This is a genomic window from Paraburkholderia sp. EG286A (assembly GCF_040965375.1).
In the GTDB taxonomy this organism is placed as follows: domain Bacteria; phylum Pseudomonadota; class Gammaproteobacteria; order Burkholderiales; family Burkholderiaceae; genus Paraburkholderia.
Window position 1 is genome coordinate 801,419 of sequence record NZ_JBFRCB010000001.1, and the last position, 18,853, is coordinate 820,271.

Consider the following 18,853-nt stretch of genomic DNA (forward strand, 5'->3'; position numbering starts at 1 on the left):
TGCGTCATGCGGCGCGCATCGGGATCGCGCACGCAAGAGCGCGATGATAACCGGGGTCGCGTTTGCGTGGGTTTTTCGCGGGCAAGATGCGGAGGCGGCCCGGGGCGGCCCGCCGTGCAGGGTGCAGCGTTGGTCGGCCCGTGCGAAACGATGGACAATAGCGTACCCAATCGCTACCCCACCGCTCTGATGTCCACCGACGAAAAGACCCCCAACGAACTCCCCGGCCGCGCCAACTACACACAATTCGCCGACCGTTACGCGGAGCGGGCGCCCGTCAAGCCGCACAACGCGCTCTACGAGCGGCCCGCCACACGATCGCTGCTAGGCGCGGTGGCGGGGCTCGACGTGCTCGACGCGGGCTGCGGTCCGGGCATCGTGAGCGCGGAGCTGGCGCGCGAGGGCGCACGCGTGCAGGCCTTCGACGTCACGCCCGCGATGGTCGAACTGGCGAAGGCGCGTTGCGCTGGCCTCGCCGTCGACGTCGCGCAGGGCGACCTCGCGCGGCCGCTCGCATGGCTCGCGAGTGCTTCGGTCGACCGCATCGTGTGCTCGCTGGCCCTCGACTACGTCGAGCACCTCGCGCCGACGTTTCAGGAGTTTCACCGCGTGGCGCGCCCCGGCGCGCTGCTGGTGTTTTCGATGTCCCATCCCATGCGCGACTGGATCGACACGCGCACGCGCGGATCGCGCACCTACTTCGAGACGACGCGATTCGGCCTGCATTGGGGCGGCTTCGGCGAGCCGAAGCCGTGGGTGGAAGCGTTCAGGCGCCCGCTTGCCGATATCTTCAACGCGCTCATGGAAGCGGGCTGGGCCATCGACCGTGTGCTCGAGCCCATGCCACAACCGGAAATGAAGGCGGTGTCGCCGGCGCTGCACGCGGAACTGGCGCAGGCCCCGGCGTTCATCTGCGTGCGCGCACGGCGCGTTTGAGGGGTCGAGCGGCGCCTGGCGCCGCAAGCGCTTAGCGTCGCGCTTCGCGCGAACCGGCCGAAAGCGACTCTTCGAGCGCGGCAACCCCGGCGGGCAGATCGACTTTCACGCCGAGATCGCTCATCGTGCGGCCAAGCGCGTGCACGGTGCGAAAGAGGTTGTGCTCGCGGCACTGCTCGCCCATCTGCCCGATGCGAACGATCGGGAGACCGAACGATCCGGCGATCTCCACCTGGTATTGCTGCGAGATGTGATTGCACACCTCGCGTGCGGTGACGCCCTCGGGCAGCTCGATGCCGACCACGGAATTCAGGCGGCACGTTTGCGGCGTGTAAAGCGCGAGGCCCAGCGCGCTCACGCCGCTTTGGAGCGCGAGCGAGCAGCGCAGGTGGCGCGCAAAGCGTTTTTCCAGCGTTTCCGTGCACACGAGGCGCAGCGCTTCGTGCAGCGCCAGCACGCCTGAAACGGGCGCGGTGTAGTGATAGCCGGCGTTGTGCCAGAAGTTTTCGGCGAGCATGGCGTCGAGGCACCAGTGCGTGTTCGGCGCGGTGCGCGTGCGCACGCGCTCCCAGGCGGCATCCGAGAAGGCGATGAGCGACACACCAGGGATCGAGGAGAGGCCCTTCTGGCCGCCCGTGATGACGACGTCGATGCCCCAGGCGTCCATTTCCAGCGGCATGGTGCTCAGCGTGCAGACGGCGTCCACCACCACGAGCGCGCCGGCGGCCTTGGCGAGCTGCACGATTTCCTTGAGCTCGCGGTTCCATACCGTATTGGAGGTTTCGCCGTGCACGATCGTGACGACGGCGGGGCGCGTGCGCTCGATGGCTTGCGCCACGGCTTCGAGCGAGGCGATCTCGCGGTTCGCCACGTCGAGCGTCGTGACCTCGGCGCCCACGCGGCCCGCCATTTCGGCCATGCGCTGGCTGAAGAAGCCGTTGACGATGGAGAGCACGCGGGTGCCTGGCCACGCGAGGTTCGAGATCGCCATTTCCATGGCCGCCGAGCCAGGGCCGGCCACGCCGAGCACCCAGTTCGAACGCGTCTGGAACACGTAACGCGCCATCGTCTTCACCTGGTGAATGACGCGAGCCATGGTGTCGCCGAGGTGATTGATGACGACGGTATTGGCCTTGGCCACGGCGTCGGGAATCGGCACGGGGCCCGCACCCATCATGAGGAGCGGTTCCTCGGGCAGGATGCGGTCGAGCGTTTCGACGCTGGGGCAAGGCACGGGCGCGGCCTCGGCCGCTGCCGCCGCCGCCGCTGTGCGCGAAGTGGCCAGCGGGTCGGGGTGGAGCGCGTTGTCGTTCATCTTGAGTACCTGGTTTTACCTGAAGAGGGTTGCGTGAGACGCGCGCGATCGGCGCGCCATCAGGCAGTGTTGTGCGGCGCGGCAGCGCTGGCCATGTACAGTTGCGCGGAATTTCGCTGAACAGTCGTATGGGCGGCGCTGCGGTCCGCTGCGGCATTGCGGCAGCCACCCTATAATCAATCGCATCGCCAGATAATGCAAGGAAGACAGCGTATGTCGCAATTCGCCGTGGACAACCCGTTTCTCGAAACGCTCGGTGTGAGCGTCGCGCAGTGGCGCGAGGGCTACGCGGAGCTCGTGATGCCCATCGACGCCTCGAAGCTCAATCGCCAGGGCGTGCTGCAAGGCGGCGCGATTGCCACGCTGCTCGACGCCGCTGCGGGCTACGCGGGGCTCTTCGCGCCGGTTGGCGACCCGCCGCGTCATGGCTTTACGCTCTCACTCACGACCAACTATCTCGACAAGGGGCTTGGCCAGTTCGTGCGCGCGAAGGGCTTTCTGGAGCGCGGCGGCCGTTCGATCTTCTTTGCGCGCGCCGAGGCGTGGGTGGACGATCGTTTGCTGATCGCGAGCGCGCAGGGGACGTTCAAGTATTCGTATCCGAAGCAGGTGTGATCGAGACGTCTTCCGGTTGAATCGGTATCCGAATTAATTTCGCTGAAAAGCCAAAGCCCGCCGCTTCGACCGAAGGGCGGGCTTTTTAACGCTGCGCGCGGACACTTATCCCAGCAGCAGCGCGTCGTCGTCGAGCTTCTCGTGGCGGGTCTGCTCGAACATGCGCAGCAGGTCCGGCACGTCGAGGCCGCGGCGCGCATCGCCCGACACGTCGAGCACCACCTGCCCCTGGTGCAGCATCACCGTGCGCTGGCCGTAGTCGAGCGCCTGGCGCATGCTATGCGTGACCATCATGGTTGTGAGCCTGGCCTCTTCCACGATGCGTGCGGTCAGCTCCAGCACGAACGCGGCCGTTTTCGGATCGAGCGCCGCCGTGTGCTCGTCGAGCAGCAGGATGCGCGAAGGCTGCAGCGACGCCATCAGCAGACTCACCGCCTGGCGCTGGCCGCCCGAAAGCAGGCCGATGCGATCGGTCAGGCGATTTTCCAGGCCCAGATTCAGGAGGCGCAGCTTCGCGCGAAACAGTTCGCGATCCTGTTTTTTGAGCGCGGGGCCGAAGCCGCGGCGCTTGCCGCGCGCCATCGCGAGCGCCATGTTTTCTTCGATGGTGAGCGCCTCGCAGGTGCCGGCCATCGGGTCCTGGAACACGCGTGCGACGAGATGCGCGCGGTCCCAAGCCTGCTTCTTCGTGACGTCCTGGCCGTCGATGGTGATCGTGCCGCCGTCCACCCTCTGGTCGCCGCTGATCGCGTTGAGGAAGGTGGACTTGCCCGCGCCGTTCGAGCCGATCACGGCCACGAACTGGCCGCTCGGGATTTCGAGCGTGAGGCCGCGCAGCGCGCGTGTTTCGATCGGCGTGCCGGGGTTGAAAGTCAGTTTGAGGTCTTTGGCGCTGAGCATCTCATGCCCTCCCGTTCTTGCGGCCAAACAGCTTCTTGCGCGTCGCGGGCAGCACGAGCGCGATCGTCACGAGCACGGCGGTGACGAGATTCAGGTCCTGCGACTTGAGGCCGATGAAGTCGCTGTTGAGCGCGAGCGCAATGAAGAAGCGATAGAGAATCGCGCCGAGCACGGCGGCGAGCGTCGTGAGCATGAGCCGGCGCGCGGGCAGGATGCTCTCGCCGATGATCACGGCCGCAAGCCCGATCACGATGGTGCCGATGCCCATCGAAATGTCCGAGCCGCCCTGGGTTTGCGCGAAGAGCGCGCCGGCCAACGCGACGAGCGCGTTGGAGAGCGCCATGCCAGCGAGCGTCGCGCGGCCCGTGGCGATGCCCTGTGCGCGCGCCATGCGCGGGTTCGCGCCGGTTGCGCGCAGCGCGAGGCCGTATTGCGACGAGAAGAACCAGTCCACGCCGAACTTCGCGGCCACGACGACGACGAGGAGCGCGAGCGGACGCAGCACGTAGTCGGGCAGCCAGGCGGGCTGGATGAGCGTGAATACCGTCGACTCGGAAATGAGCGGCACGTTCGGCGCGCCCATCACGCGCAGGTTGATCGAATAGAGCGCGATCATCATCAGGATGCTCGCGAGCAGATCCATGATCTTCAGGCGCACGTTGAGCCAGCCGGTGATGAAGCCGGCGATGCCGCCCGCAACGATCGCACAGGCGGTGGCGAGAAACGGATCGTGACCGGCCGCGATCAGCGTGGCGGCGACGGCGCCGCCCAGCGGGAAGCTGCCGTCGACGGTGAGGTCGGGGAAGTTGAGGATGCGAAACGAGATCAGCACCCCGAGGGCCACGAGACTGAAGATCAGGCCGATCTCGAGCGCGCCCAGAAGCGAGTAGAGGGACATGGGGAAGAATCCTGTTGCGGTCTGCGGCGGCGGTGCGCCGGAGTCGACGCGCGGCGCACCGCCCGGATGGGGTGGCGCGCCGTGGCGTACGTAAGTGGCCGTTATCGGGCCTGGCAGTGTGACTGCGTGCGATGCGCCATGCTGGCGCCCACGCCGGCGCCTTACTTTACGACCGTGGTTGCGTCCTTGAGCAGGTCGGCGGAGAGCGTCACGCCCTGCTTTTGCGCGGCAGCCGGATTGACGAACAGTTGCAGCTTGCTGCTGGTTTCCGAGGCGATCGCGCCGGGCTTTTCGCCCTTGAGAATACGCACGACGACCTTGCCCGTTTGATGGCCGAGGTCGCTGTAGTCGATGCCGAGCGCCGCGATGGCGCCGCGCTTCACGCTGTCCGTATCGGAGGCGACGAGCGGGATCTTCGCGTCGTTGGCGACCTTCACGAGCGCTTCGTAGGCCGAAACGACGTTGTTGTCGGTGTTCGTGTAGATCACGTCAACCTTGCCGATCAGGCTCTTCGCTGCGGGGCCGATGTCCACGGTGCGCGGCGCGGCGGCTTCCTTGAGCGTCATGCCCTGTTGCGCGAGCAGTTCCTTGAGCGCCTTCACGACGACGACCGAATTCGCTTCGCCGGGGTTATAGACCATGCCGACGGTCTTCGCGTTGGGCACGACGCGCTTGATGAGCGCGACCTGCTTGTCGAGCGGCAGCTTGTCGGACACGCCGGTCACGTTCGTGCCGCTGGGCGTCCACGTCTTCACGAGCTGCGCGGCCACCGGATCGGTCACGCCCGAGTACACCACGGGCACGGACTTCGTTGCGGCCACAACGGCTTGCGCCGAAGGCGTTGCGATGGCCACGATCGCGCTCGGGTTGTCGCCCACGAACTTGCGGGCGATCTGCGCGGCGGTGCCCGTGTTGCCCTGCGCGCTCTGGTATTCCCACTTGAGGTTCTTGCCGGCGTCGTAGCCCGCGGCCTTCAGTTCGTCGCGCACGCCGTCGCGGATCGCGTCGAGCGCGGGGTGCTCGACGATCGACAGCACTTCCACGGTCGCGGTTTCGGCGGCGCGTGCGGCGGGCGAAGTCAGCGCGAGTGCGGCGGCGCCGGCGATCAGGGAAAGGGTGGCGGCAGCGGCTGCCTGCTTGAAGGTCTTCATTCTGTTTGATCTCCCCCGAGTGCTGGGTTCTTGCGGTTTTTTCGGATCTGCACGGTGCAGCGTCGCCGGCTTCACGCGTGGCGCGAGAGCACGCGGCATGCGCCGTAGTGGTGCATGCGGGCGCGGCGAGGGAGCGAGGATACCACCGTCCCTTGCGGGGCTGGAACGCGGTGCCGAGGCAGTGAGGCGGGCGCGCCACGGTGTCGCGCAGATTAATTCGAAATCACTCGATTCGATTATGAGAAAAATCCGCGCTTCGGCGAGAGCTTTCGCGTTTTCGGATTGGAGGGCGGAAAGTGGAGTGATGCGGAATTTATGGCGCCAGATCAATCTGCATAAATATTCAATTTTAAGGTTTTCGTAATATTTATCCTTTTGGATCAATGATTTGGCGCATTTTGCATTTAGGGTATTCCCGGTTCATGGAGAATGTGGTGAGCGCCTTTATTGCGATAAAAAATTAATAGTGAATTTTCTCGTAAGGTGCGATTCAGTGATCAGATTTCGCTGTAATTAAATTAATGATCGAGAGCGCGTTAAAATCAGGAAATCCAGTCATTCCATACACCCGCGCCAGCCGGTCATCCTGGCGTGGGAAGGGGGCCGCCACCGGCCTGAAAGGCCATTTTCCCGAGCGTTTTCAAGCGCTTTCCAGCATGCCCCTCTATTGACCGATGTCAAAACTCAACTCGATATCCGAAAAAACCCTTGGTTGCGATGAAATGGGATTATTGATAGCATCCGCGGGTCGCTGATTCAGGCCGGTCCACCTTTCCGGTATGAATTGCAGCGAACGGGGCAGGCGGAATGCTTGCGCAACAGAGTCTGTAACTCAGCAGTCTCTCCGAACTCAGCCGCCTACCAGGGCGCTGATACACGCCGGGCCCCGTCACGTCTTTTTTCTCTGGTGCTCGTCGTGGTTGTTCCCCATTGAAACTCATTGGGGCGCTGTTCGTTTGCGCAGGTCATTCCGTCTGACCGGTTGACCCGAAAACAATCGAGGAGCTCCTGATGATGTTGTTGTCCCGCCTTACCTCCGTTTCCGTGGCCGCCGCGCTGCTCGCCTTTGGTGCAAGCGCAAACGCCGACACCGTGAAGATCGCCATTGCCGGCCCGTTCAGCGGCCCGGTCGCCCAGTACGGCGACATGGTCAAGGCGGGCGCGCTGACTGCGATCGAGCAGATCAACGCCGCCGGCGGTGTGAACGGCAACAAGCTCGAAGCCGTCCTGATGGATGACTCGTGCGAGCCGAAGCAGGCTGTCGCCGTCGCCAACAAGATCGTTTCGCAGCACATCCAGTACGTGGTCGGCCACGTCTGCTCGGGCTCGACGATTCCCGCTTCGGACATCTACGAGAACGAAGGCGTCGTGATGGTCACGCCGTCGGCCACCGCGCCGCAGCTGACCGAAGGCAAGAAGCGCCAGTTCATCTTCCGCACCATCGGCCGCGACGACCAGCAAGGTCCGGCTGCTGCCGCCTACATCATCAACAAGGTCAAGCCGAAGAAGGTCGCGATCCTGCACGACAAGCAGTCGTACGGCCAGGGCATCGCCACCTCGGTCAAGGCCGCGCTCGACAAGGCGCACATCCCCGTCGTCGTGTTCGAAGGCATCAACGCCGGCGATTCGGACTACTCGGCAGTCGTCACGAAGCTCAAGTCGCAGGGCGTGGACTTCGTCTACTTCGGCGGCTACCACCCGGAAATGGGCCTGCTCATGCGCCAGTCGCGTGAACAGGGCGTGAAGGCCACGTTCATGGGTCCGGAAGGCGTGGGCAACAAGGACGTGACGGCCATCGCCGGCCCGGCTTCGGAAGGCATGCTCGTCACGCTGCCGGCCGACTTCGCCTCGGACCCCGCCAACGCCAGGCTCGTGAAGGCCTTTGCCGACGCGAAGCGCGACGCCAATGGCCCGTTCCAGATGCCGTCGTACGCAGCAGTCGAAGTGATCGCCGACGGCATTGCCGGCGCGAAGAGCACGGACCCGACCAAGGTCGCGGCCTACCTGCACAAGAACGCGTTCAACACGCCGATCGGCAAGGTCGAATACGACGCACAGGGCGACCTGAAGTCGTTCCGCTTCGTCGTCTACACGTGGCACAAGGACGCTACCAAGACCGCCGCGAACTGATCCCGGCGCTGCACGCTGCCAACGCCCCGCCTTTCCTCGTGGCGGGGCGTTTTCATGGCGGTTGTGCGCGCAACTAAAAAAGGGTTGGTACGGTTCCAAAGGTCTCTCATCGGCTTCACGGCCGCGGGGCTTACGCATGAATGATTTTCTTCCTCAGTTCACCCAGCAGCTCGTCAACGGGCTCACGCTGGGTGCGATCTATGCGCTGATCGCCATCGGCTACACGATGGTCTACGGCATCATCGGCATGATCAACTTCGCTCACGGCGAGATCTACATGATCGGCGCCTATGTGGGCCTCGTCACGCTCACGGCGATCGGCACCTCGGCGGGTTATCCGCTGCCGCTCGTGCTGGGCGCGGCGCTCATCGTCTCGGTGGTGGTCACCGGGCTCTACGGTTTCGCGGTCGAGCGCGTGGCGTACCGGCCGCTGCGCGGCGGGCCGCGCCTCGTGCCGCTCATCTCCGCCATCGGCATGTCGATCTTTCTGCAGAACTACGTGCAGATCGGGCAGGGCGCGCGCGACGTGTCCGTGCCGATGCTCATTTCCGGCGCGCTCGACTTCAACATGGGCGGCAACTTCGAAGTGACGGTTCCGTACTCGCGCATGCTGATCGTCGGCGTGACGCTCGTGCTGATGATCGCGCTCACGCTCTTCATCTCGCGCTCGCGCATGGGCCGCGCGTGCCGCGCCTGCGCGGAAGACATGAAGATGGCGAACCTGCTCGGCATCGACACGAACCGCGTGATCTCGTTCACCTTCGTGCTCGGCGCCATGCTCGCGGCGGTGGGCGGCGTGCTGATCGGCCTCACGATCGGCAAGCTCAATCCGTATATCGGCTTCATCGCGGGCATCAAGGCGTTCACGGCCGCAGTGCTGGGCGGCATCGGCAGCATTCCGGGCGCGATGCTCGGCGGCGTGCTGCTCGGCCTCGCCGAAACCTTCGCCTCGGGCTACATGCCTGCGGAGTACAAGGACGTCGTGGCCTTCGGCCTGCTCGTGCTCGTGCTGCTCTTCCGTCCCACCGGCCTGCTCGGCAAGCCGGACGTCGAAAAGGTGTGAGGTCGAAATGAGTCAGACTGTTTCGGTTCGCGTGGCCGCAGAGGGCCCGTCCTCGTCGCAAACGGTGAAAGGCGCGCTCGCCGCCGCCGTGGCGACCATCATCCTCACGGCCCCCATTCTCGGCCTGCAACTCACGCTGGACGGCTATCAGGTCGTGCTGCAGCAGCACTGGCGCCCGGTGTGGATCGCGGCTGCCGTGGTGTTCGTGTTTCAGCTCGTCAAGCCGATGTTCGTGCGCGCCACGAGTCAGGTGCGCTTGCCCCGGGCCCCCGCGCTCGGCGCGCGCCAGCAGCGCGTGGCGATCTGGGTGCTGCTCGCGTTCGGCGCGGTGTTCCCGTTCCTCGGTTCGCGCGGCGCGATCGACGTGGCGACGCTCGCACTCATCTACGTGATTCTCGGCCTCGGCCTCAATATCGTGGTGGGTTTCGCGGGTCTGCTCGACCTCGGCTACGTGGGCTTCTATGCGGTGGGCGGCTATACGTATGCGCTGCTCAACCAGTACTTCGGCTTCACGTTCTGGGAATGCCTGCCGCTCGCCGCGCTCGCCGCGGCCACCTTCGGTTTCGTGCTCGGCTTCCCGGTGCTGCGCTTGCGCGGCGACTATCTCGCCATCGTCACGCTCGGCTTCGGCGAGATCATCCGCGTGCTGCTCAACAATCTCACGAGCATCACGGGCGGCCCGGATGGCATCTCGAGCATTCCCAAGCCCACTGTGTTCGGCTTCGAAATGGCCCGCCACGCGAGCGTGGAAGGCGCGAAGACGTTCAACGAGCTGATCGGCATTGAGTACAGCGGCGAGCACATGGTGATCTTCCTGTACCTGCTCGCGCTCGTGCTGGTGGCGTTCACGCTGTTCGTCACGAGCCGCCTGCTGCGCATGCCGATGGGCCGCGCCTGGGAAGCGCTGCGCGAAGACGAGATCGCGTGCCGCTCGCTGGGTCTGAACCCCACGCGCATCAAGCTCTCGGCGTTCACGCTGGGCGCGTCGTTCGCGGGTCTCGCTGGCGCGTTCTTCGCGGCGCGCCAGGGGCTCGTCACGCCCGAGTCGTTCACCTTCATCGAATCGGCGCTGATTCTCGCCGTGGTGGTGCTGGGCGGCATGGGCTCGCAGCTGGGCGTCGTGCTCGCCGCGATCCTGCTCACGGCGCTGCCCGAAGTGGCGCGCGGCTTTGCCGAGTACCGCATGCTGATCTTCGGTCTGGTGATGGTGCTGATGATGATGTGGCGTCCGCAGGGCCTGTTGCCCGCGAGCCGTCCGCACGTGGAGTTGCCGCAATGAGCGCACAAGCGTTGTTGAAAGTAGCCGGCCTGCAGATGCGCTTCGGCGGTCTGCTGGCCGTGGACGGCATCGACTTCGACGTGCGTCCGGACGAAGTCTTCGCGATCATCGGGCCGAACGGCGCGGGCAAGACCACGGTGTTCAACTGCGTGGGCGGCTTCTACAAGCCCACCGCGGGCGACGTCGTGCTCGAAGGTCACGCCATTACCGGCCAGCCGAGCCACCAGGTCGCACGCCGCGGCCTCGTGCGCACGTTCCAGAATATTCGCCTCTTCAAGCAGCTGACGGTGCTGGAAAACCTCATGGTCGCCCAGCACCTGAAGGTCAACCGCAACATGCTGAGCGGCCTGTTCGCGACGCCCGCCTATCGCCGCGCCGAGCGCGCCGCGCTCGAGCGCGCCGCGTACTGGCTCGAGCGCGTGGGCCTGAAGCCGGTCGCGAACCGCGAGGCGGGCACGCTCTCGTACGGCCATCAGCGCCGGCTCGAAATCGCGCGCTGCATGATCACCGATCCGCGTCTGTTGATGCTCGACGAACCCGCGGCGGGCCTGAACCCGCAGGAAAAGGTCGAGCTGCAGCAGATGGTCGATGGCCTGCGCAACGAGTTCGGAATTTCCGTACTCCTGATCGAACACGACATGAGCCTCGTGATGGGCGTGTCGGACCGCATCCTGGTGATGGAGCACGGCAAGCCGATCATGATCGGCAAACCCGACGAAGTGCGCAACGACCCGCGCGTGATCAAGGCCTATCTCGGAGAGGACTGATGCTGAAGCTGGAAAAGGTCCATACCCACTACGGCGCGGTGGAAGCGCTGGCGGGCGTGTCGATCGAAGTGAACAAGGGCGAGATCGTCACGCTGATCGGCAGCAACGGCGCCGGCAAGACCACCCTCATGATGACCGTGTGCGGCACGCCGCGCGCTTCCGCAGGGAAAGTGACGTTCGAAGGCGAGGACATCACGCGCATGCCCACGCATGAAATCATGCGCAAGGGCATGGCGATTTCGCCGGAAGGCCGCCGCGTATTCCCGAGCCTCACGGTGCTCGAAAATCTGCAGATGGGCGGCTTCTTCGCCTCGCAGCACGAGATCGATGCGGGCATCGAGCACGTGTTCAAGCTGTTTCCGCGCCTGAACCAGCGTGCGAAGCAGCGTGCGGGCACGATGTCGGGCGGCGAGCAGCAGATGCTCGCCATCGGCCGCGCGCTCATGAGCAAGCCGCGTTTGCTGCTGCTCGACGAGCCCACGCTCGGCCTCGCGCCGCTCGTGATCGCGCAGATCTTCGACATCATCCGCACGATTCGCGAAGAGGGCGTGACGGTGTTCCTCGTCGAGCAGAACGCGAACAAGGCGCTGCATGTGGCCGATCGCGGCTATGTGCTCGAAACCGGACGCGTGGTGCTCGCCGACAGCGCCGACAATCTGCTCGCCAACGACAATATCAAGCGCGCCTACCTGGGCGGTTGATCGTCGCGGACAAGACCGCACTGCGGCCCGCGCCATCCACGTTCATCGAACGCGGGAGGCGCGGGCCGCTTCTTTTTGCGTCGACGAAATGTCGGATCAATCGCCGCGTGCAATCGCAAGCTGCGCGATCAGGCGCATCAGCTCGGCCTGGCGGCGCGTGGTGGTTTTCGCGAACACGTGATGCAGATGCGTGCGCACCGTCGAGGGCAGCACCTGCAGCGCTTCGGCCACGTCTTTCGGGTTGAGGCCCTTGCCGACCTCGCAGGCCACCCGTGCTTCCGCGGGCGTGAGGCCGAACAGCGCGATCAGGCGCGTTTCCACGCCGCGCCGCGACGATTGCGGATCGATCACGATGAGCATGGCCGTGCCGGCGCGCGCGCCGTGGGCGCAGTAGTCGGCGTGACGGTGCTCGCCTAGCGGCGAAACGAGCGCGTGCAGCGGCTCGTCGGGCGGCTGGCGGGCGATCAGCATTGCGCCGCCGCTGCGCCCGCGCACGTCGCGCCCGGCCGCTCGCGCGATCAGCGAGCGCAACTGCTGGGTGGCGGCAGCCGTGGTGGCGCTGAGTGCGGCGTGTTCGGTGCGCAACCCGTTTGCGCGGGCGAGCTGCGCCGAGGCGGCGCGATTCGCGAACACGATGTGCGCGTCGGCGTCGACGATCAGCACGCCATGCGCGAGCGCGTCGAGTGCGTCCGCAGGGGCATTCGCGCTTTGATCGCGCGAGGCGAGCGTGCGGGCCGTGTGCCGCTGCACGCGCAAGGCATTGCGCAGATGCGGCAGCAGCGTGCGCAGCGCGTCCAGTTCGTCCTCGCTATAGAAGCGCGTTTCATGGCGCAGCGCGCCGAGTACGGCGGCCATATCGCCTTCGCGCAGCACGTTCGCGAAGGCCACCGTGTAGAAGCGCTGCGGGCGCACCCACTCCTGCACGAAGGCGCTGCGTTGCAGACTCCCCTGCGGGTGGATCATCGTGTCGGTGACGAGCGTGCCGGCGGCCCAGCGGCGCACCTGCGGCACGAGCGGATCGAAGCTGCCGTAGTGCTGCGCGTACGATTGGGCAAACGAAGCGTCGATGCCGTCCCACTCGGCGAGCGAGAACGTGCTTTCGGGCGGCAGCATGGTGAGATTGACGTGTTGCGCACCGATGCGTTGCGCAATGCGCGCGCACACATCGGGCCAGCGTTGCGCGTCGAAGCCGGCATCGTAGATCGCGTCGATCAGGCCGCCGGTATCATCCGGCTCGCCGTACCGCTCGCGCGCGCTGTGTGCCACAGTATCGATAGCCGCGGCGTGTGCGGCCGTGGTGGGCCCCATGATGGTCTCCGGGCTGAAATTTATTAACGGCAGAAGGCCTCAGGGCAGGCCGCGCGAGGTTGCATATAGGGCCATGTGGCACTGCAGCGACGCGAGGGGGCGCTCAGGGCGCAAATCCACGTTTGCAAACGGCAGGCGGGAGGGGATGCACTGCAACATCCCGAGTTACCTATTCTGAATGAATAGACGATAAAACCTACGATTCGCTTTCGTCGGGAGAGATTTCGGGTTTCGTTACACCCGATGCATTCCGGGTACTGGACAAGCGCGCCGCGCTCACGATAATTGAGCGTCCAAACAGGCGCGCCGCACGGGGAAAAGGCGGTGCGCGCCAGTAAAAGTCAGAGATAGCGGAGAGTCTTTGGATGTCTGAAGAGTACGAAGTGCATGGGCCGCACGACCACGCGGTCGAACACGCCGCGGCGGGCCATGGCGGGCACGGCGAGGGCGATCCGTTCCCGGGCCGCATGGCGGTGATGACGGCCATCCTCGCTTCGATTGGAGCGATCTTTGCCTATCAGAGCGGCAACAGCGAGAACCAGGCGCTCTATTACAAGAACGAAGCGGCGATCCGCAAGACCGAAGCCGCGAATCAATGGGCCTACTATCAGGCGAAGGGCGAGAAGCAGAATCTCGCGGAGCTGGGCGCGCAACTCTCGGCGCTCGCGCCGAATTCGGACGCCGCGCAGAAGCGCTTCGCCGCCGACGCCGACCGCTATCGCCAGCAGAAGGAGCCGATCCGCGCCAAGGCGGAGGCGCTCGAAAAAATCGTCGAGCAGGACGATGCGCTGAGCGAGCACGTGCTGCACGGCCATCATCGCTGGGCTCAGGCCACGACGCTCATCCAGATCTCGATCGCGCTCACGGCGATTACGCTGCTCACGCGGCGGCGCTGGCTGCTCAATACGTCGGTGGGCGTTGCCATCGTCGGGGTGGGGCTGGGCGCGTTGGCGTTCTTCGGCGGCTGAGCGCTCACCCGCCGCACACGATCGCCGTGAGCAGCAGCGGCACGACCGATTGCACGGTCGCGTCGCTGTTGGCTTCGCGCACACGCGAGCGCACCTTCTCCGCGGGCGCGGACACGACCACGCCGTAGAGCGGCGAGGTGATCTCCTTGCCGGCGCCGCGCTTGAAGAGCGTGTCGTCGCGGTCGTAGCCGAGCACCACGTAGATGGGGAAGCCGAACGCGCTCAGGCGGGTGCCGCGCACCGGGCTGAACGCGTTCACCGAATTCGCTTCCACGCGGCTCGGCTCGGGATCGATGGATTTTTCGTCAATCAGCGACGAAATGAACGTGTGGGGATCGGACTTGCAGTCGAACTGCTGGTCGTGCGCGGCGGATTGCGTGGATTGCGCATGCGCGGCCACCGGGACCAGCAGGGCGGCAAAAGCGGCAAGGCCGCTCAGCGCGTTCCGCAGCGTGCTGGCCGGGAACGCGAGTATCACGGGAGTGTGGCGCTTGGTCATGGCTACGAGCAGCAATGCCGGGAGAAGACCGGTTGATTCCATTCGACAGCCGGACTTCGTTCGTGTTCAAAGCTTACGGCACATAAATTGCGCGGGCGGTGCGCCCGCGCACATCTGCATACCGGATCGGGGCGGCTAGAGCATCGACTTCGCCTGGCTCAGGATCTTGTCGCAGACCTGCTTCGTGGCCTCCTCCTTGAGGCCGCCGCCCGTGAGGTCGAGTTTCTGTCCGTTGCCGGCCGTGAGGATGCCGCTCGTGCCCTGCGTATAGCCGCTATCCGTCGTGTTCGCGCCGCCGGGCAGCTTGCCGAGCAGCGAGTCCTTCACGTTGCTCGCGGCGTCGGCGTTCAGGTAATTGTTCTTGATGCAGTACTGCAGCACGCCGGTGACATTGCCGAGACTGTTCGAGGTAAGCGAGGGCGCCGAAAGCGAGTTGCCGAGGCCGCCCAGATTGCCGAGCGCGCCCTGTGCCGAACCGCTGTTGCTGCCGCCCTGGTTGAGCAGGTTGCCGAGCTGCGCCTGTGCGGCGCCCCAGGGGGCGAGCAGCCCCACGGTCAGGGTGACCATCAACGCCGTGGCGATGCGGGGCGTGGCGACGCGCGGCGTGGCGACGCCCGGCGTTGCGACGCCCGGAACAGAGGTTTGCATACACGAATCTCCGTGGTGGTTCAGTGCGCCCTTACTATAGACGGATTCGTTTACCCGGCTTCGCTACGTGACGCCGCACGAGCGTTCGGTTAGCGGCGGTGCAACCGGTGCGAAGTGCGACCGCCGGGTCTCGCGTGAAGGTTTCATGATGCGTCTGATGATTTCATCGCCATGTCATTTGTTGCGGGCACAACGATAGCGCTGCAGGAGCAAACCTGGCATCCGCCGGGGCGGATGTGTCTTAAGTGGTATGCATGCGTTCGGAATTGTGAGGGCACACGGCGTGTGCCGGCTACGCAACGATTGAACCTGTTACAAGTGTATCTACGCTGTAAAACACTGCGTTTTCAGGCCTTTTTCGGCGATCTTCGCGGCTATTCAAGGTGGAGATTGTTTCTAACCGTAACACTTATTACGGCCCTCCTCATCGGCTGGTTTCAGGTGGTATGCTTCCTGCACAAATTCTCCCTTGCACGAGTGAGACCACGTGTATTGCGTCAATACAGTGAAAGAACGCACTGCCAGAGTGCGCATCGCGACGCAAATGAACACGTCATACAAGCATATGGTGCAACCGAGCTAGCCAACGCGGGCAACAAGATCCGCAAGCCAGTGCTCCGTCACTGCAGCCCCGGTCCGGCTGCGTGGAGAACAGCATGAATTTCGAAGAACTGAGCGACGACGAGTGGATGCAGGTGTCTTCGCTCGTGTCAGATGAACCTCCAATCAGACTCAACCGGCGCGGCCGCCCTCGTGCCGAGCCGCGCGTCGTGGCCAATGCCGTCCTCTGGATTCTCACCACCGGTGAGTCGTGGTCGCGCTTGCCCGCGCGTTATCCGTCCGGGCCTACCTGCCGTCGTCGTTTCGAGGAATGGCACGGCAGCGGCACGCTGATCGAACTGGTCGAGCTGCTCTCGCAGCGCGGCCGCAAGTTCGTTTATGTGCCGCAGCCGGCGCAGGCCGATGCGCAACCCGTTGCAGTCGCAGTCGAGGAAGTCGCCGAGGACGATGGCCAGCCGGCCGTGTTCTGGAAGAGCCCCGAAGCCTGGCAGGCGCCCGCTGCGCTCGCCGACGCGCCGCTTGCCGATCCCATGGAAAGCATGATGCGTCAGCTCGCGGGCGGCGAACCGGCATTGCCCGTTTCGATCGACGCGCCTGTCGTGTCGGCCGCAACGAGTGCAACGACGGTTGCGAGTGCGACGCGTTCGCAGAGCGATGGGCCGTTCGCACCGTTCTCGCCTTCCCGCGTGAGCAAGCCCGTTGCGACCCGCGCGATGCCGCGCGACGCGTCGCATCGCAGCGCGCACCCGGCGGGCGGCGTGGTGCAGGTCGCGGAATGGCGCGGCTACACGATGAGCCTCACCGTGCAGCCCGTGCGCAACCGCATGTTCCGCGGCGCCGTGGAAATCCTCAAGGACGGCAAGCGCATCGAGCGCTCGGGCCTGATCGGGCCGCCGTTCCAGGATCGCGAATCGGCACGCAATTTCGCCTTCGACTGGGCGCGTGAATGGCTCGATCGCGAAGGCATGGCCGAGTCCGCGTCCGGCGCTACGTGGCCGGGTTCGCCTCTCGCCAAGCATGCCGCGTCGAAGGGCGCTGCACAGAGCGCTTCGCAAACGGCGTTGCCCGGTGCCGCACCGCACGCGCCCATCCAGGCGCCAGGCGTGACGCGCGGCGATCCGTCCAATGCCGCCGCCGCACGCGCATTGCCTGCCGCCGTGCCGGGCAGCGTGCGGCTCGCGCCGCTGCCAGCGCCGGTACAGCGTTACACGGCTACGGGCGCACTGCTCACGGGCAGTGAAGCGCGCGATGCCAATACGTCGTCGTCCGGCACTGCCGAGCGACGCACCGTCGGCACCACCGGAACGCGCTACCGCACGCTTTCGCGCTGATCCTGCAAGGCCGCGCGCATTGCGCGCGCGGCCTTCCTGCATTGCCTCTCCTGCTTGCTTCACTGCCTGCCGTACTGATCGTCGAGACGCACGATATCGTCTTCACCGAGATACGAGCCCGACTGCACCTCGATGATCTCGAGCGGCATCTTGCCGGGATTTTCCAGTCGATGCGACACGCCGAGCGGGATGTACGCCGACTCGTTTTCCGAAACGATGAAGCGTTCTTCCCCACGCGTGACGAGCGCGGTGCCGCGGACGACGACCCAATGCTCGGCGCGATGGTGATGCATCTGCAGCGAGAGGCGTGCGCCCGGTTCGACCACGATCCGCTTGACCTGGAAGCGCTCGCCGCTGTCCACGCTGTCGTAGTGACCCCACGGGCGATGCACGAGGCGGTGCGCCACGGCTTCGGTGCGGCGTTCCTGCTTCAGGCGCTGCACGATCTTCTTGACGTCCTGGGCGCGCGAGCGGTCGGCGACGAGCAGGGCGTCCGGGGTCTCCACGACCACGAGGTCCTTGGTGCCGAGGCAGGCCACGAGCCGGCCGTCCGAATGCGCGAAGGTATCGCTGGCGCCTTCGAACATCACGCGGCCGTGCGCGACGTTGCCTTCGTCGTCTTTGGGCGAAACCTGCCAGACGGTGTCCCATGAACCGAGGTCGGTCCAGCCGGCCGTGAGCGGCACGACCACGCCGCTTGCGATCGTCGGGTCGCCGGCGAGCGGTTCCATCACGGCGTAGTCGATCGAGTTCGAAGGCGAACGTGCGAACGCTTCGCTATCTACGCGGAAGAAGTCGCCGTCTGCCTTGCCGTGCTCGATCGATTCCGCGCAGGCGGCGTAGATGGCCGGATGGAAGTGGCGAATCGCCTTGAGCCAGGTCGATGCGCGCACGATGAAAATGCCGCTGTTCCACCAGTAGCGCTGCGAAGCGACGTACTGCTGCGCCAGCTCGAAATAGGGCTTCTCGACGAAACCGTTCAGACGGCGTGCACCGTTGGGTTCGGCGTTCGCGAGCGGCTCGCCCACGTGAATGTAGCCATAGCCCACTTCGGGATGCGTGGGCACGATGCCCATCGTCACGATCTGGCCGTTCGCCGCGTGCCGCACGCCTTCGGCCACGGTGTTCTGGAACGCTTCGAGGTCGGCAAGCGCGTGGTCGGCCGGCATCACCACGAGAATGCCGTCTTCCTGCTTCGCGACCACCGACATCGCGGCGATCGTGAGCGCGGGCGCCGTATCGCGGCCCACTGGCTCGAGAATCAGACGCGCCTGCTTGCCCGCCGCGCGAACCTGGTCGGCGGTGGTGAAACGATGTTCTTCATTGCAGACGATCAGCAACTCCTCTGCGAGCGTCACGCGCTCGGCGAGCGCATCGAGGCGGCCCGCGGTGTTGGCCAGCAGCGACTGCTCGCCAACGAGGTTGATCATCTGCTTCGGATATTGCTCGCGCGACAGTGGCCACAGCCGCGAGCCCGCGCCGCCCGCAAGCACCACAGGGCATACCTGCAATGCACTGCGCGTTTCGGCACGCGTCTGCGACGCGTTTGCCGATGCCGTAGCGGAACCCGTATCCGTCATCTCGCTCTCCTGAAAAAGGTATCGGTGATGCGATTTGTAGCATGCTTAAAATCGTCATAAATCGAGTCGTAAAGAAGAAAACGGAAAATATTCGAATTAAATTTAAATCACGCTTCCGTCACAGCGAAATTCCGATAAAAAATTCAATAAAAATTCCGCTGCCGGCCGCCGCAATTTCTTGTCGGAACCCAAAATCAGGCGTC

At 65.1% G+C, this 18,853-nt stretch carries 17 protein-coding genes; 9 read left to right on the plus strand and 8 right to left on the minus strand.

The window, feature by feature from the left end; all coding sequences use genetic code 11:
* The first annotated feature begins 189 nt into the window (after nucleotides 1-189).
* Nucleotides 190-936 (plus strand): class I SAM-dependent methyltransferase, encoded by a 747-nt coding sequence (locus tag AB4Y35_RS03620; protein ID WP_368703839.1) that lies wholly within the window; start codon nucleotides 190-192, stop codon nucleotides 934-936.
* A gap of 31 nt (nucleotides 937-967) precedes the next feature.
* Here AB4Y35_RS03620 and AB4Y35_RS03625 read toward each other — a convergent pair whose 3' ends face one another.
* A complete protein-coding gene (locus AB4Y35_RS03625) occupies nucleotides 968-2,113 on the minus strand; it encodes an alanine--glyoxylate aminotransferase family protein (protein WP_368703840.1) in 1,146 nt (381 codons plus the stop codon).
* Between the two features lie 351 nt (nucleotides 2,114-2,464).
* Between AB4Y35_RS03625 and AB4Y35_RS03630 the strand changes: the two genes are divergently transcribed.
* The gene (locus tag AB4Y35_RS03630) at nucleotides 2,465-2,866 is read left to right on the plus strand and encodes a PaaI family thioesterase (RefSeq protein ID WP_368703356.1); all 402 of its coding nucleotides are present in this window, start codon (nucleotides 2,465-2,467) and stop codon (nucleotides 2,864-2,866) included.
* A 105-nt stretch (nucleotides 2,867-2,971) separates the two neighbouring features.
* Here the strand turns inward: AB4Y35_RS03630 and AB4Y35_RS03635 are convergent, their stop codons facing one another.
* The 3 genes from AB4Y35_RS03635 to AB4Y35_RS03645 all read right to left on the minus strand — a co-directional run bounded on the left by AB4Y35_RS03635 (nucleotide 2,972) and on the right by AB4Y35_RS03645 (nucleotide 5,815).
* A complete protein-coding gene (locus AB4Y35_RS03635) occupies nucleotides 2,972-3,766 on the minus strand; it encodes an ABC transporter ATP-binding protein (protein WP_368703357.1) in 795 nt (264 codons plus the stop codon).
* Nucleotide 3,767: 1 nt separating this feature from the next.
* A complete protein-coding gene (locus tag AB4Y35_RS03640) occupies nucleotides 3,768-4,664 on the minus strand; it encodes an ABC transporter permease (RefSeq protein ID WP_368703358.1) in 897 nt (298 codons plus the stop codon).
* A gap of 161 nt (nucleotides 4,665-4,825) precedes the next feature.
* On the minus strand, nucleotides 4,826-5,815 hold the full coding sequence (locus AB4Y35_RS03645; RefSeq protein WP_324155443.1) for an ABC transporter substrate-binding protein: 990 nt from the start codon (nucleotides 5,813-5,815) through the stop codon (nucleotides 4,826-4,828).
* Nucleotides 5,816-6,829: 1,014 nt separating this feature from the next.
* Here AB4Y35_RS03645 and AB4Y35_RS03650 point away from each other — a divergent pair.
* The 5 genes from AB4Y35_RS03650 (at nucleotide 6,830) to AB4Y35_RS03670 (ending at nucleotide 11,755) form a co-directional block, all read left to right on the plus strand.
* Nucleotides 6,830-7,945 (plus strand): branched-chain amino acid ABC transporter substrate-binding protein, encoded by a 1,116-nt coding sequence (locus AB4Y35_RS03650; protein ID WP_368703841.1) that lies wholly within the window; start codon nucleotides 6,830-6,832, stop codon nucleotides 7,943-7,945.
* Nucleotides 7,946-8,081: 136 nt separating this feature from the next.
* On the plus strand, nucleotides 8,082-9,008 hold the full coding sequence (gene livH / locus AB4Y35_RS03655) for a high-affinity branched-chain amino acid ABC transporter permease LivH (RefSeq protein WP_069266061.1): 927 nt from the start codon (nucleotides 8,082-8,084) through the stop codon (nucleotides 9,006-9,008).
* 7 nt (nucleotides 9,009-9,015) lie between these two features.
* Nucleotides 9,016-10,287 carry a high-affinity branched-chain amino acid ABC transporter permease LivM gene (locus tag AB4Y35_RS03660; protein ID WP_368703359.1) on the plus strand — a complete coding sequence of 424 codons (1,272 nt, stop codon included), beginning with the start codon at nucleotides 9,016-9,018 and terminating at the stop codon, nucleotides 10,285-10,287.
* Nucleotides 10,284-11,054, plus strand: a complete 771-nt coding sequence (gene livG, locus AB4Y35_RS03665; protein ID WP_368703360.1) for a high-affinity branched-chain amino acid ABC transporter ATP-binding protein LivG — start codon at nucleotides 10,284-10,286, stop codon at nucleotides 11,052-11,054. The genes AB4Y35_RS03660 and livG overlap by 4 nt, the downstream gene beginning before the upstream one ends.
* Nucleotides 11,054-11,755 carry an ABC transporter ATP-binding protein gene (locus AB4Y35_RS03670; protein WP_028203114.1) on the plus strand — a complete coding sequence of 234 codons (702 nt, stop codon included), beginning with the start codon at nucleotides 11,054-11,056 and terminating at the stop codon, nucleotides 11,753-11,755. Before livG ends, AB4Y35_RS03670 begins: the two co-directional genes overlap by 1 nt.
* A 96-nt stretch (nucleotides 11,756-11,851) precedes the next feature.
* Here AB4Y35_RS03670 and AB4Y35_RS03675 read toward each other — a convergent pair whose 3' ends face one another.
* Nucleotides 11,852-13,063, minus strand: coding sequence for a helix-turn-helix transcriptional regulator (locus AB4Y35_RS03675; RefSeq protein ID WP_368703361.1), 1,212 nt, complete (start codon nucleotides 13,061-13,063; stop codon nucleotides 11,852-11,854).
* A 365-nt stretch (nucleotides 13,064-13,428) separates the two neighbouring features.
* Between AB4Y35_RS03675 and AB4Y35_RS03680 the strand changes: the two genes are divergently transcribed.
* Nucleotides 13,429-14,031, plus strand: coding sequence for a DUF4337 domain-containing protein (locus AB4Y35_RS03680; protein WP_069266055.1), 603 nt, complete (start codon nucleotides 13,429-13,431; stop codon nucleotides 14,029-14,031).
* A 4-nt stretch (nucleotides 14,032-14,035) separates the two neighbouring features.
* Here the strand turns inward: AB4Y35_RS03680 and AB4Y35_RS03685 are convergent, their stop codons facing one another.
* Entirely contained in the window at nucleotides 14,036-14,572 is a 537-nt protein-coding gene (locus AB4Y35_RS03685; protein WP_368703362.1) for a hypothetical protein, read from the minus strand.
* Between the two features lie 93 nt (nucleotides 14,573-14,665).
* Nucleotides 14,666-15,097, minus strand: a complete 432-nt coding sequence (locus tag AB4Y35_RS03690) for a DUF2501 domain-containing protein (RefSeq protein ID WP_368703842.1) — start codon at nucleotides 15,095-15,097, stop codon at nucleotides 14,666-14,668.
* Nucleotides 15,098-15,834: 737 nt separating this feature from the next.
* Here AB4Y35_RS03690 and AB4Y35_RS03695 point away from each other — a divergent pair.
* Entirely contained in the window at nucleotides 15,835-17,070 is a 1,236-nt protein-coding gene (locus tag AB4Y35_RS03695) for a transposase (protein WP_368688237.1), read from the plus strand.
* 59 nt (nucleotides 17,071-17,129) lie between these two features.
* On the opposite strand, the gene AB4Y35_RS03700 is transcribed toward AB4Y35_RS03695, so the two are convergent.
* Nucleotides 17,130-18,650 carry a mannose-1-phosphate guanylyltransferase/mannose-6-phosphate isomerase gene (locus AB4Y35_RS03700; RefSeq protein WP_368703363.1) on the minus strand — a complete coding sequence of 507 codons (1,521 nt, stop codon included), beginning with the start codon at nucleotides 18,648-18,650 and terminating at the stop codon, nucleotides 17,130-17,132.
* Nucleotides 18,651-18,853: the final 203 nt, after the last annotated feature.

Bases quoted from the DNA above. Each gene is read 5' to 3' on its own strand.
- AB4Y35_RS03620 (WP_368703839.1), top strand. From the start codon at position 190: ATGTCCACCGACGAAAAGACCCCCAACGAACTCCCCGGCCGCGCCAAC.
- AB4Y35_RS03625 (WP_368703840.1), bottom strand. From the start codon at position 2,113: ATGATGGGTGCGGGCCCCGTGCCGATTCCCGACGCCGTGGCCAAGGCC.
- AB4Y35_RS03630 (WP_368703356.1), top strand. From the start codon at position 2,465: ATGTCGCAATTCGCCGTGGACAACCCGTTTCTCGAAACGCTCGGTGTG.
- AB4Y35_RS03635 (WP_368703357.1), bottom strand. From the start codon at position 3,766: ATGCTCAGCGCCAAAGACCTCAAACTGACTTTCAACCCCGGCACGCCG.
- AB4Y35_RS03640 (WP_368703358.1), bottom strand. From the start codon at position 4,664: ATGTCCCTCTACTCGCTTCTGGGCGCGCTCGAGATCGGCCTGATCTTC.
- AB4Y35_RS03645 (WP_324155443.1), bottom strand. From the start codon at position 5,815: ATGAAGACCTTCAAGCAGGCAGCCGCTGCCGCCACCCTTTCCCTGATC.
- AB4Y35_RS03650 (WP_368703841.1), top strand. From the start codon at position 6,830: ATGTTGTTGTCCCGCCTTACCTCCGTTTCCGTGGCCGCCGCGCTGCTC.
- livH (WP_069266061.1), top strand. From the start codon at position 8,082: ATGAATGATTTTCTTCCTCAGTTCACCCAGCAGCTCGTCAACGGGCTC.
- AB4Y35_RS03660 (WP_368703359.1), top strand. From the start codon at position 9,016: ATGAGTCAGACTGTTTCGGTTCGCGTGGCCGCAGAGGGCCCGTCCTCG.
- livG (WP_368703360.1), top strand. From the start codon at position 10,284: ATGAGCGCACAAGCGTTGTTGAAAGTAGCCGGCCTGCAGATGCGCTTC.
- AB4Y35_RS03670 (WP_028203114.1), top strand. From the start codon at position 11,054: ATGCTGAAGCTGGAAAAGGTCCATACCCACTACGGCGCGGTGGAAGCG.
- AB4Y35_RS03675 (WP_368703361.1), bottom strand. From the start codon at position 13,063: ATGGGGCCCACCACGGCCGCACACGCCGCGGCTATCGATACTGTGGCA.
- AB4Y35_RS03680 (WP_069266055.1), top strand. From the start codon at position 13,429: ATGTCTGAAGAGTACGAAGTGCATGGGCCGCACGACCACGCGGTCGAA.
- AB4Y35_RS03685 (WP_368703362.1), bottom strand. From the start codon at position 14,572: ATGGAATCAACCGGTCTTCTCCCGGCATTGCTGCTCGTAGCCATGACC.
- AB4Y35_RS03690 (WP_368703842.1), bottom strand. From the start codon at position 15,097: ATGGTCACCCTGACCGTGGGGCTGCTCGCCCCCTGGGGCGCCGCACAG.
- AB4Y35_RS03695 (WP_368688237.1), top strand. From the start codon at position 15,835: ATGAATTTCGAAGAACTGAGCGACGACGAGTGGATGCAGGTGTCTTCG.
- AB4Y35_RS03700 (WP_368703363.1), bottom strand. From the start codon at position 18,650: ATGACGGATACGGGTTCCGCTACGGCATCGGCAAACGCGTCGCAGACG.